20 protein-coding genes, 4 tRNA genes and 1 riboswitch are annotated in these 24,021 nt (G+C 60.0%); of the genes, 10 read left to right on the top strand and 14 right to left on the bottom strand.

Features of this window, described 5'->3' with window-relative positions:
• The first annotated feature begins 342 nt into the window (after positions 1–342).
• Positions 343–1,065, top strand: coding sequence for a FadR/GntR family transcriptional regulator (locus QWI20_RS05730; protein WP_369304604.1), 723 nt, complete (start codon positions 343–345; stop codon positions 1,063–1,065).
• A gap of 90 nt (positions 1,066–1,155) precedes the next feature.
• Here QWI20_RS05730 and QWI20_RS05735 read toward each other — a convergent pair whose 3' ends face one another.
• Positions 1,156–1,848, bottom strand: a complete 693-nt coding sequence (locus QWI20_RS05735) for a sensor histidine kinase (protein ID WP_369304605.1) — start codon at positions 1,846–1,848, stop codon at positions 1,156–1,158.
• Positions 1,845–3,449: a response regulator gene (locus tag QWI20_RS05740; RefSeq protein ID WP_369304606.1), complete on the bottom strand. Its 1,605-nt coding sequence runs from the start codon at positions 3,447–3,449 to the stop codon at positions 1,845–1,847. The genes QWI20_RS05735 and QWI20_RS05740 overlap by 4 nt, the downstream gene beginning before the upstream one ends.
• 311 nt (positions 3,450–3,760) lie before the next feature.
• Between QWI20_RS05740 and QWI20_RS05745 the strand changes: the two genes are divergently transcribed.
• The 4 genes from QWI20_RS05745 to QWI20_RS05760 all read left to right on the top strand — a co-directional run bounded on the left by QWI20_RS05745 (position 3,761) and on the right by QWI20_RS05760 (position 9,823).
• Positions 3,761–5,401: a methyl-accepting chemotaxis protein gene (locus tag QWI20_RS05745; RefSeq protein ID WP_369304607.1), complete on the top strand. Its 1,641-nt coding sequence runs from the start codon at positions 3,761–3,763 to the stop codon at positions 5,399–5,401.
• A 378-nt stretch (positions 5,402–5,779) separates the two neighbouring features.
• Positions 5,780–7,420, top strand: coding sequence for a malate dehydrogenase (quinone) (gene mqo, locus QWI20_RS05750; RefSeq protein ID WP_369304609.1), 1,641 nt, complete (start codon positions 5,780–5,782; stop codon positions 7,418–7,420).
• Positions 7,421–7,626: 206 nt separating this feature from the next.
• Positions 7,627–8,223 carry a chemotaxis protein CheB gene (locus QWI20_RS05755; RefSeq protein ID WP_369304611.1) on the top strand — a complete coding sequence of 199 codons (597 nt, stop codon included), beginning with the start codon at positions 7,627–7,629 and terminating at the stop codon, positions 8,221–8,223.
• Between the two features lie 124 nt (positions 8,224–8,347).
• Complete coding sequence (locus tag QWI20_RS05760) at positions 8,348–9,823, top strand: diguanylate cyclase (protein WP_369304887.1); 1,476 nt, start codon at positions 8,348–8,350, stop codon at positions 9,821–9,823.
• A gap of 87 nt (positions 9,824–9,910) precedes the next feature.
• Here the strand turns inward: QWI20_RS05760 and QWI20_RS05765 are convergent.
• A tRNA-Arg gene (locus QWI20_RS05765) sits at positions 9,911–9,982 on the bottom strand.
• A 286-nt stretch (positions 9,983–10,268) separates the two neighbouring features.
• Here QWI20_RS05765 and QWI20_RS05770 point away from each other — a divergent pair.
• The 3 genes from QWI20_RS05770 (at position 10,269) to QWI20_RS05780 (ending at position 11,528) form a co-directional block, all read left to right on the top strand.
• Positions 10,269–10,517: a hypothetical protein gene (locus tag QWI20_RS05770; RefSeq protein ID WP_369304612.1), complete on the top strand. Its 249-nt coding sequence runs from the start codon at positions 10,269–10,271 to the stop codon at positions 10,515–10,517.
• Between the two features lie 73 nt (positions 10,518–10,590).
• The gene (locus QWI20_RS05775; RefSeq protein WP_369304613.1) at positions 10,591–10,788 is read left to right on the top strand and encodes a PA3371 family protein; all 198 of its coding nucleotides are present in this window, start codon (positions 10,591–10,593) and stop codon (positions 10,786–10,788) included.
• Between the two features lie 413 nt (positions 10,789–11,201).
• Positions 11,202–11,528: an Arc family DNA-binding protein gene (locus tag QWI20_RS05780; protein ID WP_192171010.1), complete on the top strand. Its 327-nt coding sequence runs from the start codon at positions 11,202–11,204 to the stop codon at positions 11,526–11,528.
• A 125-nt stretch (positions 11,529–11,653) separates the two neighbouring features.
• On the opposite strand, the gene mgtE is transcribed toward QWI20_RS05780, so the two are convergent.
• A complete protein-coding gene (gene mgtE / locus QWI20_RS05785) occupies positions 11,654–13,096 on the bottom strand; it encodes a magnesium transporter (RefSeq protein ID WP_074890355.1) in 1,443 nt (480 codons plus the stop codon).
• A gap of 321 nt (positions 13,097–13,417) precedes the next feature.
• On the opposite strand from mgtE, the gene QWI20_RS05790 reads away from it, so the two are divergent.
• Positions 13,418–13,903, top strand: coding sequence for a DUF4124 domain-containing protein (locus QWI20_RS05790; protein WP_369304616.1), 486 nt, complete (start codon positions 13,418–13,420; stop codon positions 13,901–13,903).
• 41 nt (positions 13,904–13,944) lie between these two features.
• Here the strand turns inward: QWI20_RS05790 and QWI20_RS05795 are convergent.
• The 7 genes from QWI20_RS05795 to ltaE form a co-directional block, all read right to left on the bottom strand.
• Positions 13,945–14,021 (bottom strand) — tRNA-Arg (locus QWI20_RS05795).
• A gap of 139 nt (positions 14,022–14,160) precedes the next feature.
• Positions 14,161–14,237: transfer RNA gene (locus tag QWI20_RS05800), tRNA-Arg, on the bottom strand.
• 107 nt (positions 14,238–14,344) lie between these two features.
• Positions 14,345–14,435 (bottom strand) — tRNA-Ser (locus QWI20_RS05805).
• A 62-nt stretch (positions 14,436–14,497) separates the two neighbouring features.
• A complete protein-coding gene (gene csrA, locus QWI20_RS05810; RefSeq protein ID WP_002554426.1) occupies positions 14,498–14,686 on the bottom strand; it encodes a carbon storage regulator CsrA in 189 nt (62 codons plus the stop codon).
• Between the two features lie 178 nt (positions 14,687–14,864).
• The gene (locus QWI20_RS05815; protein WP_122537559.1) at positions 14,865–16,097 is read right to left on the bottom strand and encodes an aspartate kinase; all 1,233 of its coding nucleotides are present in this window, start codon (positions 16,095–16,097) and stop codon (positions 14,865–14,867) included.
• Between the two features lie 90 nt (positions 16,098–16,187).
• The gene (gene alaS, locus QWI20_RS05820) at positions 16,188–18,806 is read right to left on the bottom strand and encodes an alanine--tRNA ligase (RefSeq protein ID WP_369304618.1); all 2,619 of its coding nucleotides are present in this window, start codon (positions 18,804–18,806) and stop codon (positions 16,188–16,190) included.
• A gap of 142 nt (positions 18,807–18,948) precedes the next feature.
• Positions 18,949–19,953: a low-specificity L-threonine aldolase gene (ltaE, locus tag QWI20_RS05825; RefSeq protein ID WP_369304619.1), complete on the bottom strand. Its 1,005-nt coding sequence runs from the start codon at positions 19,951–19,953 to the stop codon at positions 18,949–18,951.
• Positions 19,954–20,136: 183 nt separating this feature from the next.
• A riboswitch (FMN riboswitch) is annotated at positions 20,137–20,296 on the top strand.
• A gap of 126 nt (positions 20,297–20,422) precedes the next feature.
• On the opposite strand from ltaE, the gene QWI20_RS05830 reads away from it, so the two are divergent.
• The gene (locus QWI20_RS05830; RefSeq protein WP_065986193.1) at positions 20,423–20,917 is read left to right on the top strand and encodes a 6,7-dimethyl-8-ribityllumazine synthase; all 495 of its coding nucleotides are present in this window, start codon (positions 20,423–20,425) and stop codon (positions 20,915–20,917) included.
• A 314-nt stretch (positions 20,918–21,231) separates the two neighbouring features.
• Here the strand turns inward: QWI20_RS05830 and astE are convergent, their stop codons facing one another.
• The 3 genes from astE to astB all read right to left on the bottom strand — a co-directional run bounded on the left by astE (position 21,232) and on the right by astB (position 23,976).
• Positions 21,232–22,239, bottom strand: coding sequence for a succinylglutamate desuccinylase (gene astE / locus QWI20_RS05835; protein WP_369304620.1), 1,008 nt, complete (start codon positions 22,237–22,239; stop codon positions 21,232–21,234).
• Positions 22,240–22,259: 20 nt separating this feature from the next.
• Positions 22,260–22,553 (bottom strand): topoisomerase II, encoded by a 294-nt coding sequence (locus QWI20_RS05840; protein ID WP_237250524.1) that lies wholly within the window; start codon positions 22,551–22,553, stop codon positions 22,260–22,262.
• A 76-nt stretch (positions 22,554–22,629) separates the two neighbouring features.
• Positions 22,630–23,976, bottom strand: a complete 1,347-nt coding sequence (astB, locus tag QWI20_RS05845) for an N-succinylarginine dihydrolase (protein WP_369304621.1) — start codon at positions 23,974–23,976, stop codon at positions 22,630–22,632.
• Positions 23,977–24,021 lie beyond the last annotated feature (45 nt).

Below are 24,021 nucleotides of genomic sequence, written 5' to 3' on the forward strand. Positions count from 1 at the left end.
CTTGCTCGCGAATACTGACTTTCAGCCGCTAGATATCCAGCGGCTGGACTGGCGTCTTCGTGAGCAAGCTCACTCCCACAGGTCCTCGGGATGGCTCGAAATCTCGAGTCAGCCACGGTCTCGTGGGAGCGAGCTTGCTCACGAATGCTGATGTTCCGCCACTAAAGATGCAGTGGCTGGACTGACGCTTTCGCGAGCAAGCTCGCTCCCACAGAATCTGCGTCAGTCAAGGGAATCGCGTTTGTTCAGCCGCACAATCTCAGGTCATTTCGAGCGGCGCGCCTCTCTCTCCGCCAATGCTATGATGCGCCGCATTCACCGCTCAGGATTGCCCCGCGCCCCATGGATTACCGTAAGCCCTCCGACCGTAAAAGCATGCACTCGCGCATTGTCCAGGACATCGGCATGCAGATTGTCTCGGGCCGCTTCAAGCCCGATGACAAACTCCCCGCCGAAGCCCTGCTCTGTGAAGAATATGCCGTCAGTCGTCCGGTGCTGCGCGAAGCCACGCGGGTGTTGGTCGCCAAAGGGCTGGTGTATTCCCGGCCACGGGTGGGCACGGTGGTCAAGCCGCGCCGCGAATGGCACATCCTCGACCCCGACGTGCTGCACTGGCTGATGCAAAGCTCGCCGCAGAACGAGTTTTTCGCCCTGCTCACCAGCGTGCGCAGCATCATCGAACCGGCCGCCGCCGCCCTCGCCGCGCAACACGCGACCCCTGAAGACATCACCGCCATCGGCGAGGCCTACGATCGCATGGCCGCCGCGCCGACCGTTGAAGACGTGCTGCAGCCGGACCTCGATTTCCACAGCCGCATCGCCGACGCGACCCACAACGACTTGCTCGCGCACTTGTGCAACATGCTCTCGCTGGCACTGCGCGAAGCGTTGAAGCATTCCAACAAACGCCCGAACCTGCACGAACTGGCATTGCCCCGCCATCGTGCGATCCTCACCGCCATCGAAAACCGCGATGCGCTGGGCGCCCATCACGCCACGCTGGTGCAACTGGACGATGCGCGCAACGCGCTGAATGTGGTGCTGGGCAAAGGCGTGAAGTTGTAAGTCCACAAAACGACGCGTGCACTTCGTAGGACCAGCTTTAGCCGGGAAGCCTTTGATCTGCTCTCGACCGCAGCAAAGCTGCCCTTAATCTCATGGCAGATAAATGCTGAACAGCCCGCCGCCCAACTCGCCGCCGTTGGCGATTTCGATGTGGCCGGGGACGCCTTTGCGCTGATGCTGTCTGGCGATGTTCGCCGCGAAATACAAGCCCAACCCAGTGCTCCCGCTGTTCTGGTTGATACCCAGCACGTAATCGGTCTGTTCCTCGATCATGCGTAGCGGAAACCCCGGTCCGTCGTCGTTGATGCTGATCACCAACTGCTCGCCGACCTGCCCTGCCGTAATCAACACTTCACTGCGCGCAAAGCGAATGGCGTTGATCACCACGTTGGACACCACTGAACCGACCAGCTCGCGATCAAAGAAGCCCGGCAAACCGAAGTCGTTCACCGCATAGCGCGCCGTGATGCCACGACTGACGAGCACTTCCTGATGGAACGCCAGCTGCGCTTCGATGAAGTCATCCAGCTCGTGATAATCGGGGCGCAACGGCAGCTGGTTGACCCCCAGCTTATACAGCCCGAGCAGTTGCACCAGCATGCCGTTGAGGTGGGCGAACTCGTAATCGATGACGCCTTGATCCGGCGTACCACGACAGGCCTCCGGAAGCTGCTTGACCCATTGGCCGTGGGCCTGGATCAACGACCCCAGCGCGTTCTTCATGTCGTGAACGGTGGACGCAATCACCATCGAGAAGTCGAGCCCGAGATCCTGATCTTTCATTCGCCGAAAGCCCTGAGTCGCAGTTTCTGGAAACGCTCGAAGCGCGGGTCGGTCTCCGGCATCTTGCCGACCATCTTGAGACTGCTCTGGCATTCCGCCAGGCTCGCCGCGTCGAGATTCTGGACGCCCATGTGCAGCAATGACTGTGCCATGTTCAGGGCGATACTGATGTTCTTCGGTTGCAGGGCCAGGCCCTGACGGAACAAGTCCTGCGCCTCGCCGAGCTTGCCGGCGCGGTAGCAGCGAATGCCCTGGATGTTGAAATCGATGGCCGCTTTGCCGGCGCCGAGAATCTCGGGATCGTCGGTCTGCCGGGCGATGTTCTGCATCACCACTGGATCGTCGCCGTAGATTTCGGCACAGCTTTTCAGAATGCCCGCGCCAGCGTCCTCCTGACCAAGCGCCTTGAGCTGCGAAGCCACCGCCAGCGCTGCATCAGCACTGAGAAACTGCTCCATGCCCTCAAGCCGTTCCATTGCCTGCTCGGTCAGCTTCGCGGCCATTTCCGGATCGGAGGACGCGACGCTGGTGGCTTTCATCAGACGCGCGCGCACTTGCAGGCCGGCGTCGTTGCCGTTTTCCTTGGCGACTTCGGTGAGGGTCTGGTTGATCTCGATGCGGGTGCGGGCATCCAGCCCGCGCTCGCCGCCACGGCTGATCAGTGCCTGAGCAAAACCGAGGTTGGTTTCGGGGTCCTTGAAGCGGGAGAACTGGCCTTGGGAAACGGCCTGGCGATAGGCCTTTGAAGCGCCATCGAAGTCCTCGTTTTCCAGCGCCAGCTTGCCCAGCAGACGCTGACGGCGCACCGCGTACGGCGATAACCGCACCGCCTCTTCCAGCATCTTCTGCGCACGCTTGTTGTCGCCGCTGGCCACCAACACGTCGGCCAGCCCGTCGTACAGCACCGGCATGGCATTGAAGGCGCGAATCGCTTCTTCGTACACGCCCTGCGCTTCAGCGTTGCGCCCGCGCTTGAACAGCAGCTTGCCCAGCGCCACATACGCCCAGGGTTGCGGGCGGTCGGCGAGGATCGACTTAAGGAAGGCTTCCAGCGGCTCGTGTTGGTTAAGGTCACGCAGTGCATCGGCCTTGTAGCGCAGGCACAGCGGCGCAAAACGTGGGTCCTGCTTGGTCAGCGCAGCGCAGGCCGTCAACACTTCGGTCGGATTGCCACGGTCTAGCGCTTGGAGGATCGGCTTGAGCAGGGTCTTGCGCTGGACGATCTTCTCCAGACGCTGAGCCAGGCTCGCACGGTTGAACGGCTTGGTCAGGTACGCATCCGGCTCCCACTCCAGCGCGCTCATCACCATCGCCTGGCTGTTCTCGGCAGTGACCATGACGAACACGCTTTCGTGGCTGATCAGTCGATCGGTCATCAGATCCTCGAGCACCTGCTGGCCGTTCTTCTTGCCGTCACCCAGATTGAAGTCGTGGAGGATGAAGTCGTAGCGCTTCTGCGCGCACATCTTCAGCGCCTCCTCGCCGGTGTCGGCAGTGTCCACCGCCTTGACGCCCAACTCGCGCAGCATCGAGCGGACCGAACTGCGGAAGTCGGAAAAATCGTCGACGATCAGAAAGGTTTTTTGGTTCCACGCCAGCATCGAGATTCCTGTCACCGGATAAATAGTCGGCCCTGAGGCACTTGCAAGGGCGGCGGTCTCGTTCCCGGTCTGGGCAGAGAGGGCCAATAAAGTTGCGGCATGACGCCACTTGTCCGAGTTATCGGCGGCAGCAGGGCAAAGCTTAGGCACGCCATGCGGGAAAAAATCACGCCCTCGCGCCGTGTTGACGGGGCATCGACGCGAAAGGAGGCATACGCAAACGGGTAAAGTCCTTGAGCCCTCCGCCGATAGCCAGTCATGCAGCGCGTATCCAAACAGCCGCAGCCCCTATCCCCGTCCGAGTGCACTCCATGTCCTGGCTGACCGACCTGAAATTGAAGACCAAGCTCCTTTCGGCTTTCTGCCTGTGCGCACTGATCACCGTGGTGGTGGGTGTACTGGGGCAGAGCGGTATTTCCCGGCTGTACGATCTTTTCCAGAACACCGTCAGCGATAACCTTTACTCAATCGCCACAGTCGATTCGGTCAAAGCCAACGTCATCGCAACCAACCGTGACTTCTTCAAGGTCATCGGACTGAGCGCGCTCAAGGCCAACCCGGATGACATCAACGCGGCGATCCAGTCATTGAAGGAAAACCAGGCGCAGGCCGAGACTGACTTCAAGGCTTACCGGGCCACGCCGCTGGACCCGGATGAAAAAGCCGCTGGCGATGACTTCGAACGCGACTGGGCCGCTTACATCAGCGCTGCCCTCAACGCCCTGTCGGTGGTGCAAAGCGGCGATCTCGAACAAGCCAGCAAGTTGGCTGCCACCAGCGTGACCCCGACTTATCGCAAGACCATGGGCGAGCTGAAGATCATGATCCAGTCCAACGCTCGGCAAGCCAATGAACAGGCCCAGGAAGGCATCGAAACGGACAAGCAGGTGACGTGGATTCTGATCATCGGTTCGTTGATCGCGGTGGTGTGCGCCATTGCGTTGGGGCTGATCGTCACGCGAATGATCACCCGACCGATCTATCAATCCGTGGCCAGCGCCACCCGAGTGGCGGGCGGTGATCTGAGTCAGGCCATCGAGGTCGGCGGTCAGGACGAAACCGGCCAGTTGCTCAAGGCGCTGTCCAACATGCAGGGCAGCCTGAAGGGCACGGTTCAGCAGATCGCCACCGCTTCGGATCAACTGGCGTCCGCCGCTGAAGAACTGACCATGGTGACCGACGACAGCACCCGCGGGCTGATGCGTCAGAACGATGAAATTCAGCAAGCCGCCACGGCCGTCAACGAGATGACCGCTGCGGTGGAAGAAGTGGCGCGCAACGCCGCGAGCGCTTCGCAGGTGTCTGCGCAGACCTCCGAAGATGCCATCAAGGGCCAGCAACAAGTGCAGCAGGCTGTCACCGCGATGAACACCATGACCGTGGAAATCACCGAATCGACCCAACGCGTCGAAGCGCTGGCCGGGCAGATCCGCGACATCACCAAAGTCCTCGACGTAATCCGCGGGATCGCCGAGCAGACCAACCTGCTGGCGCTCAACGCCGCTATCGAAGCGGCCCGCGCCGGCGAGCAAGGCCGTGGCTTTGCGGTGGTGGCAGACGAGGTACGTGCCCTCGCCCACCGCACTCAAACCTCCACCGGCGAAATCGAGTCGATGATCACCAAGGTGCGCAATGGCGCCGAAGAAGCCGTGCAGGCCATGGGCAAGAGCCAGGCGATCGCCGTGCACACCCAATCATTGGCCACCGAAGCCGGCCATGCACTGGAACGCATCAGCGAAGGCGTCAGCCAGATGAACGAACGCAACCTGGTGATCGCCAGCGCGGCGGAAGAGCAGGCGCAAGTGGCCCGTGAGGTGGACCGCAATCTGGTGAACATTCAGGACCTGTCAACGCAGACCGCAGCGGGCGCCAATCAGACCAGCGCGTCGAGTCAGGCGCTGTCGCGGCTGGCCGTTTCCTTCCACTCCATGGTGGGCAAATTCACCCTGTAAACGGCTTGGCGTCTCGGCGCCCGGCCAGCCAATCGCCACCCTGAGACAAAATGGCGTATTGACTAATTTGGCACCCGATTTGTCGAAAATGACATTTCGGGTACAATCCCCGCCCGCCGCAGGGGATGGACCTGATGACCAGGTCCTGCGGTGGATGATGTTTACTCAAGCTGCTGATTCCAATGATCGAATAAAAAGCACAGCACCGAGGGACATAGAACACGAGGTCGACTTTTTTACTGGCCTCTTGACCCTTCCTCCTCGTTTTCCGAGAGCGAAGCCTGTCTGACGTTCGCGCCGCACACTGGCGCCCGGCATCGCAGGACGTTGCGCGACGAATGCTGCAGGCGGATAACTTTCTATCTATTGGATGATTCGATGTTCAAGAAAACGAGCACCGCTCTACTGGGCCTCGCGATTTCGGCCACCTTCCTGCAAGCCCATGCCGCAGAAAGCAAGAAAGTCGATGTACTGCTGATCGGCGGCGGCATCATGAGTTCGACCCTGGGCGTCTGGCTCAATGAACTCGAACCAGGCTGGTCGATGGAAATGGTCGAGCGCCTCGACGCCGTCGCCGAAGAAAGCTCCAACGGCTGGAACAACGCCGGCACCGGTCACTCCGGCCTCGCCGAGCTGAACTACACGCCTGAAGACAAAGACGGCAAGGTCAACATCTCCAAAGCCATCGAGATCAACGAAGCCTTCCAGGTCACCCGTCAGTTCCTGTCCTGGCAGGTCCGCCAGAACGTCCTGAAGAACCCGCCTTCGTTCATCAACACCACACCGCACATGAGCTTCGTGTGGGGCGATGACAACATCAAATTCCTGAAAAAGCGTTATGACGCGCTGCAAGCCAGCCCGCTGTTCCGCCCGATGCAGTATTCCGAAGACCCGGCACAGATCGCCAAGTGGGTCCCGCTGATGATGGAAGGCCGTGATCCTTCGCAGAAGCTAGCGACCACCTGGACGCCGATCGGCACCGACGTCAACTGGGGTGAAGTCACCCGCCAGTACGTGTCGTACCTGCAGACCCGCCCGAACTTCGATTTGAAGCTGTCCAGCGAAGTCAACGACATCACCCGCAACGACGACGGCTCGTGGCACGTTGAATACAAGAACCTGAAAGACGGCACCACCACCGGTACCGACGCCAAGTTCCTGTTCATCGGTGCAGGCGGCGGCGCATTGAAGCTGCTGCAGAAATCCGGCATTCCCGAAGCCCAGGACTACGCAGGCTTCCCGGTTGGTGGTTCGTTCCTGGTGACCGAGAACCCGACCGTTGCCATGCAGCACATGGCCAAGGCCTACGGCATCGCCTCCACTGGCGCGCCGCCCATGTCGGTTCCGCACCTGGACACCCGCGTGCTCGACGGCAAGCGCGTCATTCTGTTTGGCCCGTTCGCCACCTTCTCCACCAAGTTCCTGAAAGAAGGTTCGTACTTCGACCTGTTCAGCAGCATGACCACCCACAACTTCTGGCCGATGACCAAAGTGGGCGTGGAGCAGTACCCGCTGGTCGAGTACCTCGCCGGTCAGTTAATGCTGTCCGACGACGACCGCTTCAAGGCGCTGCAGGAATACTTCCCGCACGCCAAGAAAGAAGACTGGCGCCTGTGGCAAGCCGGTCAGCGCGTGCAGATCATCAAGCGTGATGCCGACAAGGGCGGCGTGCTTAAACTGGGCACCGAAGTCGTTTCTTCTCAGGACGGCACCATCGCTGCCCTGCTGGGCGCATCGCCAGGCGCGTCGACCGCTGCACCGATCATGCTCAACGTCCTGGAAAAGCTGTTCAAGACCCAGCTCGCGACGCCTGAGTGGCAAGCGAAGGTCCATCAGATCGTGCCGAGCTATGGCACCAAGCTGAATGACTCGCCAGCCGCTGTTCAGCAAGAGTGGAACTACACCGCCGAAGTGCTGCAACTGGGCAAACCGCCAGTGCTCGATCAGAGCGTCGGCACCAGCACTGCCGCGCCGGGCAAGCCTGCTGAAAGCAAGCCCGCCAGCGACATGGCGCTGTAACAACGCCTGACCGGTTTGCATCTACGCTGATACGGCTGTTTACGAAAGCCACGAGACTGCGCGTCTCGTGGCTTTTTTATTGTCTGTTGAACAGCACCACGGCCGCCCGACGCGCGTTGTGACGTTCATCAGCGCTTGAAGACGTGAAAATGAACGGCAAGTGCTTGCGCTGTGTCCATCCTATGGAACCATTCAGGAAGAAAGGTATGGACGCTAAAAACACGCAAGTGATGAGGGATGTGATCGTGATCGGTGGTGCGCAAGGCGCCACGGAAGCCCTGCGACAGCTGCTCGCCAAGCTACCGAAGGATTTTCCCGCTGCCGTGCTCATCGTGATTCACACGAACCCGACAGGTCCGGACTACATGGCGTCGGTGCTCGGTCGCTACTCGACGCTGTCTGTCGGCTACGGCAAAGAAGGCGAGCCGGTATTGCCTGGCCGTGTGTATCTGGCACCTCCTGACCGGCATCTGGAGGTCGTCTCGCCCGGGATCATTCATCTAGGCGACGGCCCCAAGCTGCACCTCGCACGTCCTGCCGCCGATCGCCTGTTCGCCACAGCTGCCGACGTATTTCGCGAGCGGGTGATCAGCGTCGTGCTGTCAGGCGGCGATTCCGATGGTGCGGATGGCGCGGTAGAGGTCAGGAACGCCGGCGGGTTGAGTTTCGTGCAGCGGCCCGAGGAAGCGCCCGTGCCCAGCATGCCGATCGAGACGATGCGCAAAACCGTGTTGAGCCCTCAACTGAGCGCGGAAGAAATGGCAGACGCGCTGATCAAAGCGGTCGGCAGCGTCCACAGCTGACTATCAAAGGAGGCCAGTGAGCATGCCAGGAGGCGAACAGCACCCACCGCCGTCAGGCGCCTTCGATCTATTGGACCTGGGCCCGGGGCGCAACACGGCCGTCTTTCGCCTCACTCTCGCATTCATGATTCTGGTGCTGCTGACGTTCGTTTCGGTGGAGGGGTGGCGCGCTTGGCGCGACTACAACCACGCCTACGACTTCGCCCGGGACTCGGTCACCAACCTGGCCCGTGCCACGGCGCAGCACGCTGAGGACGCCATCAGGCAGGTCGACATCCTGACCTACGCCATCGGTGAGCGTGTCGAGAGCGATGGTCTGGCCAATATCAACGTTCCACGTATCCACGCGCTGATGGTGCAGCAATCCAAACTCATGCCTCAGCTCCACGGGTTGTTCATCTACGGCGCCGACGGGCGATGGATCGTGACCGACAAAGACGTGGCCCCGGACACCGCAAACAACGCAGACCGGGACTACTTCAACTATCACCGCACCCATACCGATCAAAACGTGCGCATCAGCAACGTGGTCAAGAGCCGTTCCACCGGCGAGTTGATCATCCCCGTCTCCCGTCGGCTGAACAATCCTGATGGCTCGTTCGCGGGCGTGCTGCTCGGGACCATCAAGCTCAGCTACTTCATGGATTATTACGGCGACTTCAAGATTGATGACCGCGGCGCGCTGGTGCTGGCGATGCGGGACGGCACGATCCTGGTCAGGCGCCCGTTCATGGATTCCGTGGTGGGGCAAAGCCTGGCCGACAGCGAGATCTTCAAACGCTACCTGCCGACCGCCAATGAAGGGACTGTGGAGATCAAAGCCGTGGTGGACGGCACATACCGGTTGTACGCCTTTCGTGCGCTGTCGAGTTATCCGCTGGTGGTCGCAGCCGGGCTGTCGAGAGAATCCTTCGTCGGGCCGTGGCGTCATGACCTGCTCAAGTCCGGACTCGTGCTGTTGGTCCTGATCGCCGGGTTTATCGGATTTGCCTACATCGTGCTCACGCAATTGCGCGGCCGCATGGCCATGGAGAGCGAGATTCGCTTTGCCCATCAGGCGGTCAAAGACATGGCGCTGACCGACAGCCTGACCCGACTGGGCAACCGGCGGCGACTCGACATGGCGCTCAACAGCGAGATCGGTCGCGCAAAACGGCAGCGTTACCCGCTCGCCTTGATCATGCTCGACATCGATTACTTCAAACGCTTCAACGACCGCTACGGCCATGCGGCAGGTGACGACTGTCTCCAGCAGGTCGCCCAGGCCATCAGCGGGGTTTTGAAACGCCCTGCCGACCTCGCCGTTCGCTACGGTGGCGAGGAATTCACCGTGCTGCTGCCGGATACTGACATCCAGGGCGCGGGCCGTCTCGCCGAGGATATCCTGCTGGCCATTCGGGGGCTCGCGCTGGCTCACGCCGATCACCCCGAGCAGATTGTCACTGCAAGTGCCGGCGTCACAGCCAGATTCCCGGCGCTGGAGGACACGACGCCTGCCGGCATGATCAAAGCAGCGGATGCCTATCTTTATTACGCGAAAAATAATGGTCGCAATCGGTGGTACGCGGATCAGCACACTGACGCGAGCGCGCGGGCCTAAACGAGGGAGTGTTTCGAATGGCCGGGGGGCCGAGAGGCTTTATGTGAAAGATGACGTGCTGAGGCGAGAGGAGGAGTAGATCAGATATGTCCCCTGCAGGAATCGAACCTGCATCTAGCCCTTAGGAGGGGCTCGTTCTATCCGTTGAACTAAGAGGACACCAAAACAGACGGCGTGCATCTTAACGACAAGGCGCTGGCTTGTCATGTCGTCATTATCAACAGGCGCCGTAGGATGCTGCCCGCCAGTCACATCAGAGGGCTATCGTGCAGAATGCAAGGGCGGCCATGGGCCATATTGCAAATCGCAACCCTACAATCCCGAATATACGATCTATATTGTTGATTTATAAGGGATTTATCCGCCTCATATGTTGGCACGCGGACTGCACTACTCTTCTTCGCGCACCACCCCTCTGAACGCCGTCCCAGCGAAGGTACCCGAGATGAACATGACACTGTCCCTGCTCAACGCTGCCGCGCTTGTCGCATTGGTCGCCTTTCATTTTCAGGATGATGGCAGCCAGTCAGAGGCGGTGAAGTCAGAGACCGTCGTCGTCCAGGCTCAGCCTCATTACCTCCTGCAACAGACCCCGCGGTTCGCGGCCATGCCAGGCCAGGGCACAGAAGCCATTCTGGCCCATGACAATGAAGATGCCGTGCCGGTTACCCGCTCGGAAAGCTGGGTGTTTTGATCGGCAGTCACTGTCAATCATTCCAACGGCTCCGACCCGCCCTCTGTCAGAGAGCACCCATTAGAGAGCAGCCATGTCCAAACCAGCAATTTCGTTCCTGATCCTGGCCCTGATGGCCATCGCCGCAGACCAGCTCCTGGATCCGTCAATGGAAACTCTGAGCACCTTGGCTAAAGCAGCAGCCGGGGTTTTTGCCAGCCTGTTCGTGGCAGCGCTGTTCGTAGGCCGCCGTATCAAGTTTGATCCGGTATTACGCCAGGCCAAGCCCTGAGCGCTCTCTGATCTGGCGCCAAGGCAATCGTCATCTCTCCGGCGGCTTCCTGACGCCGGAGCTGCCTCGCCTCATTCGACCCTTCGTCTCTTTCTTGACTCGCCCCTCGTATTATCCTCACTCTCCCACTACGCTGGAGACAGATAGCCATCACGGCGTTGTCCAGCTCTGTCGGGATGTTCATTATCCACTTTGCAAACCAGAACGCATTTCGGATAATTGGTGCTGGCTAAAAGCCTTTATCTAGTTCAATATTTGTCACACATTTGACGCCAAGGATCCGACGTATTGATGCAGGATGGCGGTCCTTTATGCGGGTGGTTGAACATTTCAGCTAAAAGACAGTCAGAGCATGACATCTCGCGGCCTAATGCAAGAACCGCCTCTCTCTTTGAACTAATTCGGTTAAATATATGAGCCCTATGAAACAGGCCAATTATTCCAGTCGCACAGCTGACAAGTTCGTAGTTCGTCTACCGGAAGGCATGCGCGAGCGTATTGCGGACGTTGCCAAACATCATCATCGCAGCATGAACTCGGAAATTATTGCGCGTCTTGAGCAGAGTTTGATTCAGGAAGGTTCACTGGGTGACGAGCCAAGTCTGCGCCTGGATAGCCCCGAGCTTTCGCTTCACGAACGCGAGCTGCTGCAGCGCTTCCGTCAGCTGGCTCACCGCCAGCAGAACGCACTGGTTTCCCTGATTGCACACGACACTAGCCTGGCAAACGACGACAAATAAGTCGTTTAAACCAGAGACTTGAAAGCCAGCGCTCTGCTGGCTTTTTTGTGCCTGAAATTAATGCCGTCGGTGTTTCGCGCCCATTAAAAAACCGCCCTGAAGGCGGCTTTGTTTGAACCGTGGGGTCAGAGCAGAAACACCGTCGCCAACCCCAGAAAGATAAAAAACCCGCCACTGTCGGTCATGGCCGTAATCATCACACTGGCGCCCATCGCCGGATCGCGACCAAGCCTGGAAAGTGTCATGGGGATCAGCACACCCATCAACGCTGCCAACAGCAGATTCAATGTCATGGCGACGGTCATCACCACCCCAAGGGACCAGCTGTGATACAGCAGGTAAGCGACGATCCCGATCACCCCGCCCCACACCAGGCCGTTGATGAGCGCGACTGCCAGCTCCTTGCGCATCAAGCGTGAGGTGTTGCCAGTGTTGACCTGATCGAGGGCCATGGCCCGAACAATCATCGTGATGGTCTGATTGCCCGAGTTGCCCCCAATCCCTGCCACGATCGGCATCAATGCTGCCAGCGCCACCAGCTTTTCGATGGAGCCTTCGAACAGGCCGATGACCCGCGAGGCGAGAAAGGCGGTAATCAGGTTGACGGCCAGCCAGGACCAACGGTTGCGCAGTGAACGCCAGACGGAAGCGAAGATGTCTTCCTCCTCCCGCAGACCCGCCATGTTGAGCACTTCGGTTTCGCTCTCCTCACGGATGAGGTCGACCATTTCATCGATGGTCAAACGGCCGATCAGCTTGCCGTTCTTGTCGACCACCGGGGAAGAAATCAAGTCGTAACGTTCGAACGCCTGGGCGGCTTCATACGCATCGCCATCAGGATGGAAACTCACCGGATCACTGGCCATGACCTCCGACACCTGCTTCTCGGGGTCGTTGACCAGCAGGCGCTTGATGGGCAGCACGCCTTTGAGCACGCCGTCGGAATCGACCACAAACAGTTTGTCAGTGTGACCGGGCAGCTCTTTAAGACGGCGCAGATAGCGCAGAACGACTTCCAGGCTGACATCCTCGCGGATGGTCACCATCTCGAAGTCCATCAGGGCGCCGACCTGCTCCTCGTCATAGGACAGGGCGGAGCGCACGCGCTCGCGCTGCTGACTGTCCAGCGCCTCCATCAGCTCATGGACAACATCGCGCGGCAGCTCTGGCGCAAGGTCGGCGAGCTCGTCGGCGTCCATCTCCTTGGCGGCGGCCAGCAGCTCGTGATCGTCCATGTCGGCGATCAGGGTTTCCCGAACGGAATCGGACACTTCGAGAAGGATGTCGCCGTCACGCTCGGCCTTCACCAGCTGCCAGACCGTCAGACGGTCTTCGAGGGGAAGTGCTTCGAGGATATAGGCCACGTCGGCGGAGTGCAGGTCGTCGAGCTTACGCTGCAGCTCGACGAGGTTCTGCCGGTGAACGAGGCTCTCGACGCGATCCTGGTGCTGGCCTTCCTGACGGTGTGTCAGGTCTTCGACGATACGCTGACGTTGCAGCAAGTCGATGACTTGGGCAAGGCGATCCTGAAGGCTTTCCTGCGTCTTTTTTACTTCGATTTGGGTCATAGGCGAACTCCACTCCCAGCAGTGGAACCCGCCAGAAGATCAATCAGTCGATTCTTGATTGGTGAAACTTAGTGTTGAGTTGCTACTGGGTAAGTCCATGGAGGTAGTCCACAAGCCCCGGCGGGGCTGACGGGCGCAATCATACACCGCTTGCTGTGGCGGGAGGCTAAAAATTCAACGTGAAACAATCGGTTGCAACACAACGTTCATCGCTGTCCGAGTCAGCGATGCCGCCCGGTCACATCCGGTGAACAAAACCCGCTCGCCGTGAGAATTCCTCATCGCTACCCTTGCCGGACACTGGTCAGGGAGGACATCGCGATGCCGCTGAACACTGAAAAGCTCTTCATTACCCTGCTGCTTTTTTCGCCACTCAGCGCAGGCGCCACCACCGTCAATCGCTGCCAGGATCAGAGCGGCAGCGTGACCTTCACCACACTGGCTTGCCCCAGTGGGCAAGTCATAACGCCACAGGGTGTCAATCCCACATCGGGCATGCTCTTTATACTCCCTCCTCCACCTGCAAAAACGGACACCCTGCAAAAGCGCAAAAGTAGCGAAGTGGTGGTCGTGGGTCAGCGCGATGATGGTTGCGGAAATATGCTGAGTGCGGAGCAACGGCGCAAGGCGATCATCAATCAGCAGACGCCAACGGGAATGAGCAAACGCGACGTGGAAAATTTACTGGGGCGACCGGACAAGATCATCAGCCGTAACGCTGAGGTCCGTTATGTGTATGACGAGAAGAAGGGTCGCAGCAGACAGTTGTCTTTTGATGAGCACGGCTGCGTAAAAGGCAAACGCTAGAAAGCAAAAAGCCCGCATTTGCATGCGGGCTTTTCGTTTTATGGTGCACTCGACAGGATTCGAACCTGTGACCGCTCGGTTCGTAGCCGAGTACTCTATCCAGCTGAGCTACGAGTGCAGATGGCGCTTTTTAAACCAGTTCACCTCTGGGCATCGCATTTTACTTCTGGAAGTGAGTGGTGCTTCCGAAGGCCTGTTGAAGCCAGGCTCTTTCTAACTTAAGACTGTTATTCGTATCACTACAAACAACGCTTAAATGGTGCACTCGACAGGATTCGAACCTGTGACCGCTCGGTTCGTAGCCGAGTACTCTATCCAGCTGAGCTACGAGTGCATTTGTTGCCGCGCATTATAGGCCGTCAAATCTCTTGGTCAAGCACTTTTTCTAGTAAATTCAACAACTTACCGATCAAGCCAGATTACAACGTACTACGCAAATAATGGCGGAGAACGGGGGATTCGAACCCCCGACACCCTTTTGAGGTGTACTCCCTTAGCAGGGGAGCGCCTTCGGCCACTCGGCCAGCTCTCCGCAACACGGGGCGTATAATAACCACCCTTTTCCCCGTTTGCAAACCAAAAATTCAATAAAAATTAATGGCTTGGTTCTTCGTCCTTCTCTTTCTTTATACGCAGGTAAATCTCTTCGCGGTGAACAGCCACTTCCTTGGGCGCGTTGACCCCAATGCGCACCTGATTGCCTTTTACCCCGAGCACGGTCACGGTGATTTCACCATCACCAATGATCAGACTTTCCGCGCACCGGCGAGTCAGAATCAGCATACCTATCTCCTTACGGCTTACATTCAAGGGATTACAGTCTGCACAGACATACAGCATGATCCCGAGCCAGAAGCCGTAGGTCCATGCCTCAGTATCGACCAGCGCCGGAAAAAGAATAGCGACTTGCGCACATCCACTTGCAGAAGGCGCAGCAGAAACCGCGCCCTCTGCCCAAGGCTTACTCGCCCTGACGCGGCGCGTCGAGCTCGAAGGCAGTGTGCAGCGCGCGCACGGCCAGCTCCAGGTACTTCTCTTCGATCACCACCGATACCTTGATCTCGGAGGTCGAGATCATCTGGATGTTGATGCTCTCCTTGGCCAGCGCTTCGAACATGCGGCTGGCAACCCCGGCATGGGAACGCATGCCGACACCGACGATGGAAACCTTGGCAATCTTGGTATCGCCGATCACTTCGCGTGCGCCGATTTCACTGGCCGTGTTCTGCAGAACCTGCAACGCCGCCTGGTAATCATTGCGGTGTACGGTGAAGGTGAAATCGGTGGTGTTATCGTGCGAAACGTTCTGCACGATCATGTCGACTTCGATGTTCGCGCCGCTGATCGGGCCGAGAATCTTGAACGCAACGCCCGGGGTGTCTGGCACGCCACGGATGGTCAGCTTGGCTTCGTCGCGGTTGAAGGCGATGCCCGAAATGATCGGCTGTTCCATGGATTCCTCTTCATCAATGGTAATGAGGGTGCCTGGACCCTCCTTGAAGCTGTGCAGTACGCGCAGCGGGACGTTGTACTTGCCGGCGAACTCGACCGCGCGGATCTGCAGGACCTTGGAGCCGAGGCTCGCCATCTCCAGCATTTCTTCGAAGGTGATCTTGTCCAGACGCTGGGCCTGCGACACAACACGCGGGTCAGTCGTATAGACGCCATCGACGTCGGTGTAGATCTGGCATTCATCGGCTTTCAAGGCCGCGGCCAGCGCCACGCCGGTGGTGTCGGAACCGCCACGACCCAAGGTCGTGATGTTGCCGTCTTCGTCGACGCCCTGGAAACCGGCGACCACCACCACACGACCAGCCTTCAGGTCAGCGCGAATTTTCTGATCGTCGATCTGCAGAATACGCGCCTTGTTATGGGCGCTGTCGGTCAGGATGCGGACCTGATTACCTGTGTACGACACAGCCGGCACACCGCGCTTGATCAGCGCCATGGCCAGCAGTGCGATCGTGACCTGCTCGCCGGTGGAAACGATGACGTCCAGCTCACGTGGCACCGGTTGATCGCTGATCTGCCGAGCCAGTTCGATCAGGCGATTGGTTTCGCCGCTCATGGCCGAAAGCACGACCACCAGATCATCGCCCGCATCACGGAATTTCTTGACCTTGTCGGCCACCTGTTCGATGCGCTCTACCGAGCCCACCGAGGTGCCGCCAAACTTTTGTACGATTAAAGCCATCTCAAAGCCGCCTCAGCCCATGAAGGGCGCCCGTTATCATTCAAACCGCGAAGCGCCGGAACCCGAATGACAGGCTCCGGGTGGGTCGACTTAAATACCTTGTTCGGCGAACGGAACAGCCAGTGCCAGCGCTGCTTCGAGTCCGGCAGCATCAACACCGCCGCCTTGCGCCATGTCAGGACGACCGCCGCCTTTACCGCCTACAGCGGCAGCCGCTTGCTTCATCAAATCACCGGCTTTGAGTTGGCCAGTCAGGTCTTTGGTGACGCCTGCCACCAGGACGACCTTGTCTTCATGCACCCCGCCGAGCAGGATCACTGCGCGGCCGAGCTTGTTCTTCAATTGGTCAACCAGGGCCAGCAGCGCCTTGCCATCCTGACCGTCGAGACGGGCAGCGAGAACCTTGACGCCTTTGACGTCCACTGCCGAGCCCGACAGATCGTCGCCCGCAGCACTGGCCGCCTTGGCCTGCAACTGTTCCAGCTGTTTTTCCAGCAGACGGTTGCGTTCCAGCACCGCCGACAGCTTGTCCAGAACGTTGTCGCGATTGCCTTTGACCAGGTTCGCGGCTTCCTTCAGTTGCTCTTCAGCAGCGTTCAGGTACTCCAGCGCCACGGCGCCGGTGACCGCTTCAATACGGCGCACGCCTGCGGCCACACCGCTTTCGCTGATGATCTTGAACAGCGCGATATCGCCGGTACGGTTGGCGTGAATGCCACCGCACAGCTCGACCGAGAACCCGCCGCCCATGCTCAACACGCGGACGTTGTCGCCATACTTCTCGCCGAACAATGCCATGGCGCCTTTCTTCTTGGCGGTCTCGATGTCGGTTTCTTCAGTCTCGACGGCCGTATTCTTGCGGACTTCGGCGTTGACGATGTCTTCAAGCGCCTTGATCTGCTCGGGCTTGATGGCTTCGAAGTGGCTGAAGTCGAAACGCAGGCGCTGACTGTCGACCAGCGAGCCTTTCTGCTGAACGTGATCGCCCAACACCTGGCGCAACGCCGCGTGCAGCAAGTGCGTGGCGGAGTGGTTCAACGACGTGGCCTGGCGCACTTCGGCAGCCACTTCGGTGCTGACGGTGGTGCCGACTTTCAGGCTGCCCGACACTTGCACACCGTGGTGCAGGAACGCGCCGCCGGTCTTGGTGGTGTCGCTCACGTCGAAGCGCGCATCGCCCGCGGTCAGGTAACCGCTGTCGCCGATCTGGCCACCGGATTCTGCGTAGAACGGGGTCTGGTCGAGGATGACCACGCCGTCCTCGCCTTCGCTTAGTTGCTCGACCGCGATGCCGTCTTTGTAGAGCGCGACGACCTTCGCTTCGCCTGCGGTAGCTTTGTAGCCGGTGAACTGCGTGGCCACGTCAACCTTGACCAGGCTGTTGTAGTCCATGCCGAAGGCGCTGGCGGAACGCGCACGTTCACGCTGAGCGTCCATCTCACGTTCGAAACCGGCCTCGTCGAGGGTCAGGTTGCGTTCGCGGGCGATGTCGCCGGTCAGGTCCATCGGGAAACCGTAGGTGTCATAGAGCTTGAACACAACGTCGCCGGGGACGATGGTGCCCTTGAGTTCGGCGAGATCCTGCTCGAGGATCTTCAAGCCCTGCTCCAGGGTCTTGGCGAACTGCTCTTCTTCGGCCTTGAGCACGCGCTCGATATGCGCCTGCTGGTTTTTCAGTTCAGGGAAGGCTTCGCCCATTTCGGCAACGAGTGCGGCGACGATCTGGTAGAAGAAGCTGCCCTTGGCGCCCAGCTTGTTACCGTGACGGCAAGCGCGACGAATGATGCGGCGCAGCACGTAGCCACGGCCTTCATTGGACGGCAGCACGCCGTCGGCAATCAGGAAGCCGCACGAGCGGATGTGGTCGGCGACGACTTTCAGGGAAGCCTGATTGTCGTTGCTGCAACCGATGGCTTTTGCAGCAGCGGCGAGCAGGCTCTGGAACAAGTCGATTTCGTAGTTGGAATTGACGTGTTGCAGCACGGCGCTGACGCGCTCAAGGCCCATGCCGGTGTCGACCGATGGCGCCGGCAGCGGGTGCAGAACGCCGTCGGCCGTGCGGTTGAACTGCATGAACACGTTGTTCCATATCTCGATGTAGCGGTCGCCGTCCTCTTCCGGTGAACCCGGCGGGCCACCCCAGATGTCGGCGCCGTGGTCGTAGAAGATCTCGGTGCAGGGGCCGCACGGGCCGGTGTCGCCCATGGTCCAGAAGTTGTCGGAGGCGTAAGGCGCGCCCTTGTTGTCACCGATGCGCACCATGCGCTCGGCCGGCACGCCGATTTCCTGGGTCCAGATGTCGTAGGCTTCGTCGTCCGAGGCGTAGACCGTGACCCAGAGTTTTTCCTTGGGCAGGTTCAGCACGCCGGTGAGGAAGGTCCAGGCGTAGGTGATGGCGTCGCGCTTGAAATAGTCGCCGAAGCTGAAGTTGCCCAGCATCTCGAAGAAGGTGTGGTGACGCGCGGTGTAACCGACGTTTTCCAGGTCGTTGTGCTTGCCACCGGCACGCACGCACTTCTGGCTGCTGACGGCGCGGGTGTAGGCCCGTTTTTCCTGGCCGAGGAAGCAATCCTTGAACTGGTTCATGCCTGCGTTGGTGAACAGCAGGGTCGGGTCGTTGCCCGGGATCAGGGAGCTGGAGGCGACTCGGGTGTGGCCTTGCTCTTCGAAGAAGCGAAGGAAGGCTTCACGGATTTCTGCGCTTTTCATAGGTTCTTCCACGGAAACTGCGGCCTGGCACATGCATAGCGTCGTTCGACGCAGCGACGGCAAAGGGCCGCATTATATAGGCGTTGTACGCTCGGTACAGCGTGTTATTCGATAGAAACCGGCAATCGGGCTGATCACCCGATCAGCGAACGCCAAATTCGGCAAATGCCGCAACCACCTTGTCCAGATGCGCAGCCGTCACATCCAGATGGGTGACCATGCGCAGCCGCGGCGCAGCACTCAGCACGATACCGCGCTCGGCACACAGGGCGTTGAGCGCCTGGGCGCGATCGCCGATCCGTACGTAAACCATGTTGGTCTGCACCGGCTCGACGTCAAAACCGAGGTCCGCAAGCGCCTTCCCCAAGGCGGTGGCATTGGCGTGGTCGTCGGCCAGACGCTCGACCTGATGCTCCAGCGCGTACAACCCCGCCGCTGCCAGGATGCCGGCCTGGCGCATGCCGCCGCCGACCATCTTGCGCAGGCGCCGCGCCTTGGCGATGAACTCACTCGAGCCGCACAGCACTGAGCCGACCGGCGCGCCGAGCCCTTTGGACAAGCACACGGAAACCGAATCGAAATGCCGGGTAATCTCACGCGCGTCCACGCCCAGTTTGACGGAGGCGTTGTACAGGCGAGCGCCGTCGAGGTGCAGATTCAACCCTTTTTCCCGGGTGAATGCCCGGGCGGCCGCGAGATACTCCAATGGCAGGACCTTGCCCTGCATGGTGTTTTCCAGGGCCAGCAACCGGGTGCGGGCGAAGTGAAAGTCGTCGGCCTTGATGGCGGCGGCGACCTGATTCAGGTCCAGCGATCCGTCCGCCTGGTTGTCGAGGGGTTGAGGCTGGATCGAGCCGAGCACCGCCGCGCCGCCGCCTTCGTATTTGTAGGTGTGCGCCTGCTGACCGACGATGTATTCGTCACCGCGCTCGCAGTGAGCCATCAGGCCGAGCAGGTTGCTCATGGTGCCGGTTGGCACGAACAGCGCGGCGGCAAAACCGAGACGCTCCGCCAGCCACGATTCCAGCCGGTTGACCGTCGGGTCTTCGCCATACACGTCATCGCCAAGGGGCGCGCTGGCCATGGCGTCGCGCATGCCGGCCGAGGGTTGAGTCACGGTGTCACTGCGCAGATCGATAACCGCCACGATGAAGCTCCCGTTCATTAGGGTCGAGCCTCAGTTCTGAGGCCCGGGGCATCGATAATCAAGGCTTGGGACTGGAATGCCAAGCCGCCTTATAAGAAAAGCTGATGAAAACCATCAAAAAGGCTCCAAGCGAATCCCGGAAATCTATGTTACAAACTGCACGCCGACGGAAAACGCCGTTGGTAACGTTCTCAGGGCGGGGTGCGATTCCCCACCGGCGGTAATGGCGCGCAATGCGTCTAGCCCGCGAGCGCTTGCAGCGGGCTTACTCTCGATGCAAGGTCAGCAGACCCGGTGTGATCCCGGGGCCGACGGTCATAGTCCGGATGAAGAGAGAACGGGACTGGCACAGCAGGATCGTTTCGAGACACCTCCAGGCGCTTGGCGTCGTGGACTGTCTTGCACGTACCCTGGCATCCCATTCGATCCAAAACGCCCTGTTTTTTTCATTAAACAGGAGTCAGAACACATGCAACCTACCGCCATTCACGCTCACGAGCGCATCGCCTTCATTCAAGCCTGCTGGCACAAGGAAATCGTCGATCAGGCGCGCAAGGGCTTTGTCGCCGAGATGGCGCAACACGGTTACGCCGAGACCGACATCGATTTCTTTGAAGTTGGCGGCGCGTTCGAAATCCCGCTTCACGCCAAGTTGCTGGCCAAGTCAGGTCGCTACGGCGGCGTCGTGGCGGCCGGTCTGGTGGTCGACGGCGGCATCTACCGTCACGAGTTCGTGGCGCAATCGGTGATCAGCGCGCTGATGCAGGTTCAGCTGGAAACCGAAGTGCCGGTGTTCTCGGTCGTGCTGACCCCGCACCACTTCCACGCCGGTGAAGAGCATCAGAAGTTCTTCTTCGATCACTTCGTACACAAGGGTCAGGAAGCGGCCAAGACCTGCGCGGACACGCTGACTAAACTGCGTGCAGTGCGTCGGGTCGGTGAGGTGCAGAAAGCGGCGGGTTGATTACGCAGGCGCCCACTGAAACGGCACTTCAACGGCAAGATATATAGGGCCGTTGAAGACACCACAATGTGGCGCAGTGAACACGGTCATGTGGGAGTGAGCTTGCTCACGAAGACGGCATTTCAGCCGCTACAAATTTAGCGGCTGTACCGGCCCCTGTGGGAGTGAGCTTGCTCACGAAGGTGGCATTCCAGCCGCTGCGAATGTAGCGATATACAGGCCCCTTCGCGAGCAAGCTCGGCTCCCACAGTCAGCGTTCAGCGGGAAAGTGCCGGTGCCCCTGATATTGGTGAGGGAGAACCGGTATCGGCGCGTCAGGCCAATGTCTCGTCAGTCGCCGGCACGATCAGAATCCCCGCCCGCAATCCATTTTTGACGTTCGGATTGGGGAAGATGATCCGGGCGCCCTCTTCTTCTATCACCCAGCGTGAATCGGCCAGGTCTTCGGCCAGCACGTAGCCTTTTTCCAGTTCCGTGAAATTCTCGATGTCCGCCGGCAAGTGCAGGCGGAAGGCGTCGCTGTGCTTGATGATCTCCCGGGCCACGCTGAACAGCTGCAACCCGTTCAGATCCGCATGCTCATCGGCTTCGGTGCCGGCGATCAGGCGTTCGAGGCAGGACTTCAGCTTGTCGAGATTGACCTGCTGGTTCTGCCCGAACGGGCGCGCCTTGCCCAGTTCCAGGGTGAAGGCTTCGGCGTCGAGCTTGTCGTAGGTGTAGGCGCTGAACACGATCGAGGACTTGTTCTGCAGCAGCACCGCTTCCATGCCGGCAGTGCGCAGCCGGGCGAGTTCGCGGCGTGAATGAGCGCGACCTTCCTTCCACGGGTACAGCGCGAACTGCTCGATCTTCGAGCCGCGAATCGCCGTGTGCAGGTCGTAGTGCAGGCGGTAGCGGCCCGGAATGTTGAAGAAGCTGGCGGCCAGACGCTCGAGTTCGCAGGCGCGCAAGGCTTCGCTGCCGCCGCTGTGTTCATGACGGCCATTGAACAGCCGGTTGACGTCCTGCTCGACATAACGCCCGCCGCTACGCATCGCTTCGGGGTTGCCGAACAGGAACAGAATACGTGCGCGAGGCTTGAGTTCGCCTCGGGCGATGGCGTGAATCAGCGCGTCGAGCAGCTCGATGGGCGCGGTTTCATTGCCGTGGATGCCGGCGGACAACAGCAGGTCGGTGCCATTATCACGCGCTTCGGGAGGCCGGACTTCCAGCGCCCCCTCGGCGAGCCAGCGCATGCGAACGCCGTCGACGGTCAGCTGAGTCTTTTCCGCGGGTTCGCGACCCGCGAGGGTCAGTTCAAGCAGTTTGCCGAGGGCGAGCATGGGGAGCTTCCTGCGCAGGCTTAGTCGTGGGTGCAGTCTGGGCCGTGCACGTGGCCGTCTTCGTCGTCGCCGCTCATGTCAGCCGGTTCCATTTCCAGCTGCAGGCTGACCAGATTGGTCGCCAATGGACGCAGCAACAGGTTGGCGTATTCGGCGTCGCCTTCTTCGACGTCAACGCCGATCAGCAACTGACCACGGCCGTCTTGTTGAATCCAGACCTCTTTGCCCTGCCAGATAACGGCAAGACGGGTGCAGGACGTTTCCAGCTGAGTGCCGTCGGTGTCTTCAAGGATCAAACGCAGCGCGTCGGTCATGGCAAAACTCTCTCTGTAAAAGCAAAAACATCGCCGCCTGACGCCGCTTGGGCGCAGGCGTAACGGAGGGGGTGCATCAGTTGATCTGGAAAGGATAGACCGCGCCCAGTTTCAGGTGCTGCGTCAACTCGTCCAGCGCCGTACGGCATTCAATCAGCAGTTGGGGATCGGCCAGATCACTGTCGCTCATGCGGTCTCGATAGTGCTTGTCGACCCACTGCGTCAGCGTGTCGTACAGCGGCGCGGTCATGATAACGCCTGGATTGACCGCTGCCAGTTCGGTTTCATTCAGCGCCACGCGAAGACGCAGGCACGCCGGGCCGCCGCCGTTCTGCATGCTCTGCTTGAGATCGAATACCTTCACCTCACTGATCGGGCTGTCGTCCGCCAGCAGGCGCTGCAGGTAATGCCACACGCGTTCGTTGCTGCGGCACTCTTCCGGCACGATCAGCAGCATCGAACCATCGGCGCGGGACAGCAACTGGCTGTTGAACAGGTACGAACGCACCGCGTCTTCCACGGCCACTTCACTGTGCGGCACGCAAATGGCCTGGAAGCGACCGCCCCGCTGACCGAGTTTGTTGTGCAGCTCGGCGAGCATGGGCTCGGTATTGAGGAATGCGTCCTCGTGATAGAACAGGACCTCGCCATTGCCCACCGAGATCACGTCGTTATGAAACACGCCCTGATCGATCACGGCCGGGTTCTGCTGGGCGAAGACCACGCCCTCGGCGCTCAGGCCGTGCAGACGCGCAACGGCCTGGGACGCTTCGAGGGTCTGGCGTGCCGGGTATTTCTGCGGCGCGGGAAAACGGCTGTCGAACGCGGCGCGGCCGTAAACGAAAAACTCGACGCCGGGCTCACCGTAGCTGCGACAGAAGCGCGTGTGGTTGGCCGCGCCTTCGTCGCCGAACTGGGCGACGGCAGGCAGCGCCGCGTGGTGGGCGAAATGCTGCTGATCGGCGAACATCGCGCCGAGGACGCGGCTGGTGGTCGGGTGCTCGATACTGCGGTGGTATTTGCAGTTGAGGTTGGCGGCGGTGAAATGCACGCGGCCGTCGGCGGTGTCGGCGCTCGGGCTGACCGTGGCGGCGTTGGCCACCCACATGCTCGACGCCGAGCAACTGGCGGCCAGCAGCGGCATGGACTCTTTAGCCGCGCGCTCGATGACCTGCGCGTCGCTGCCGCTGAAGCCCAGCCTGCGCAAACCGGCCACATCGGGGCGTTCCTGCGGGGCCAGCACGCCCTGGGTGAAACCCATCTCCATCAGCGCTTTCATTTTGGCCAGGCCCTGCAAAGCGGCCTCGCGCGGATTGGAGGATTGCTGGCAGTTGTTCTGGGACGCGACGTTGCCGTAGGACAGCCCACCGTAGTTGTGGGTCGGGCCCACTAGACCGTCAAAGTTGACTTCACAGGATTTCATCGGTGAGGCTCCGTGGATCTGTTTTTATGTGCACATTCTTCGATG

Source organism: Pseudomonas sp. W2-17 (genome assembly GCF_041060445.1).
In the GTDB taxonomy this organism is placed as follows: Bacteria; Pseudomonadota; Gammaproteobacteria; order Pseudomonadales; family Pseudomonadaceae; genus Aquipseudomonas.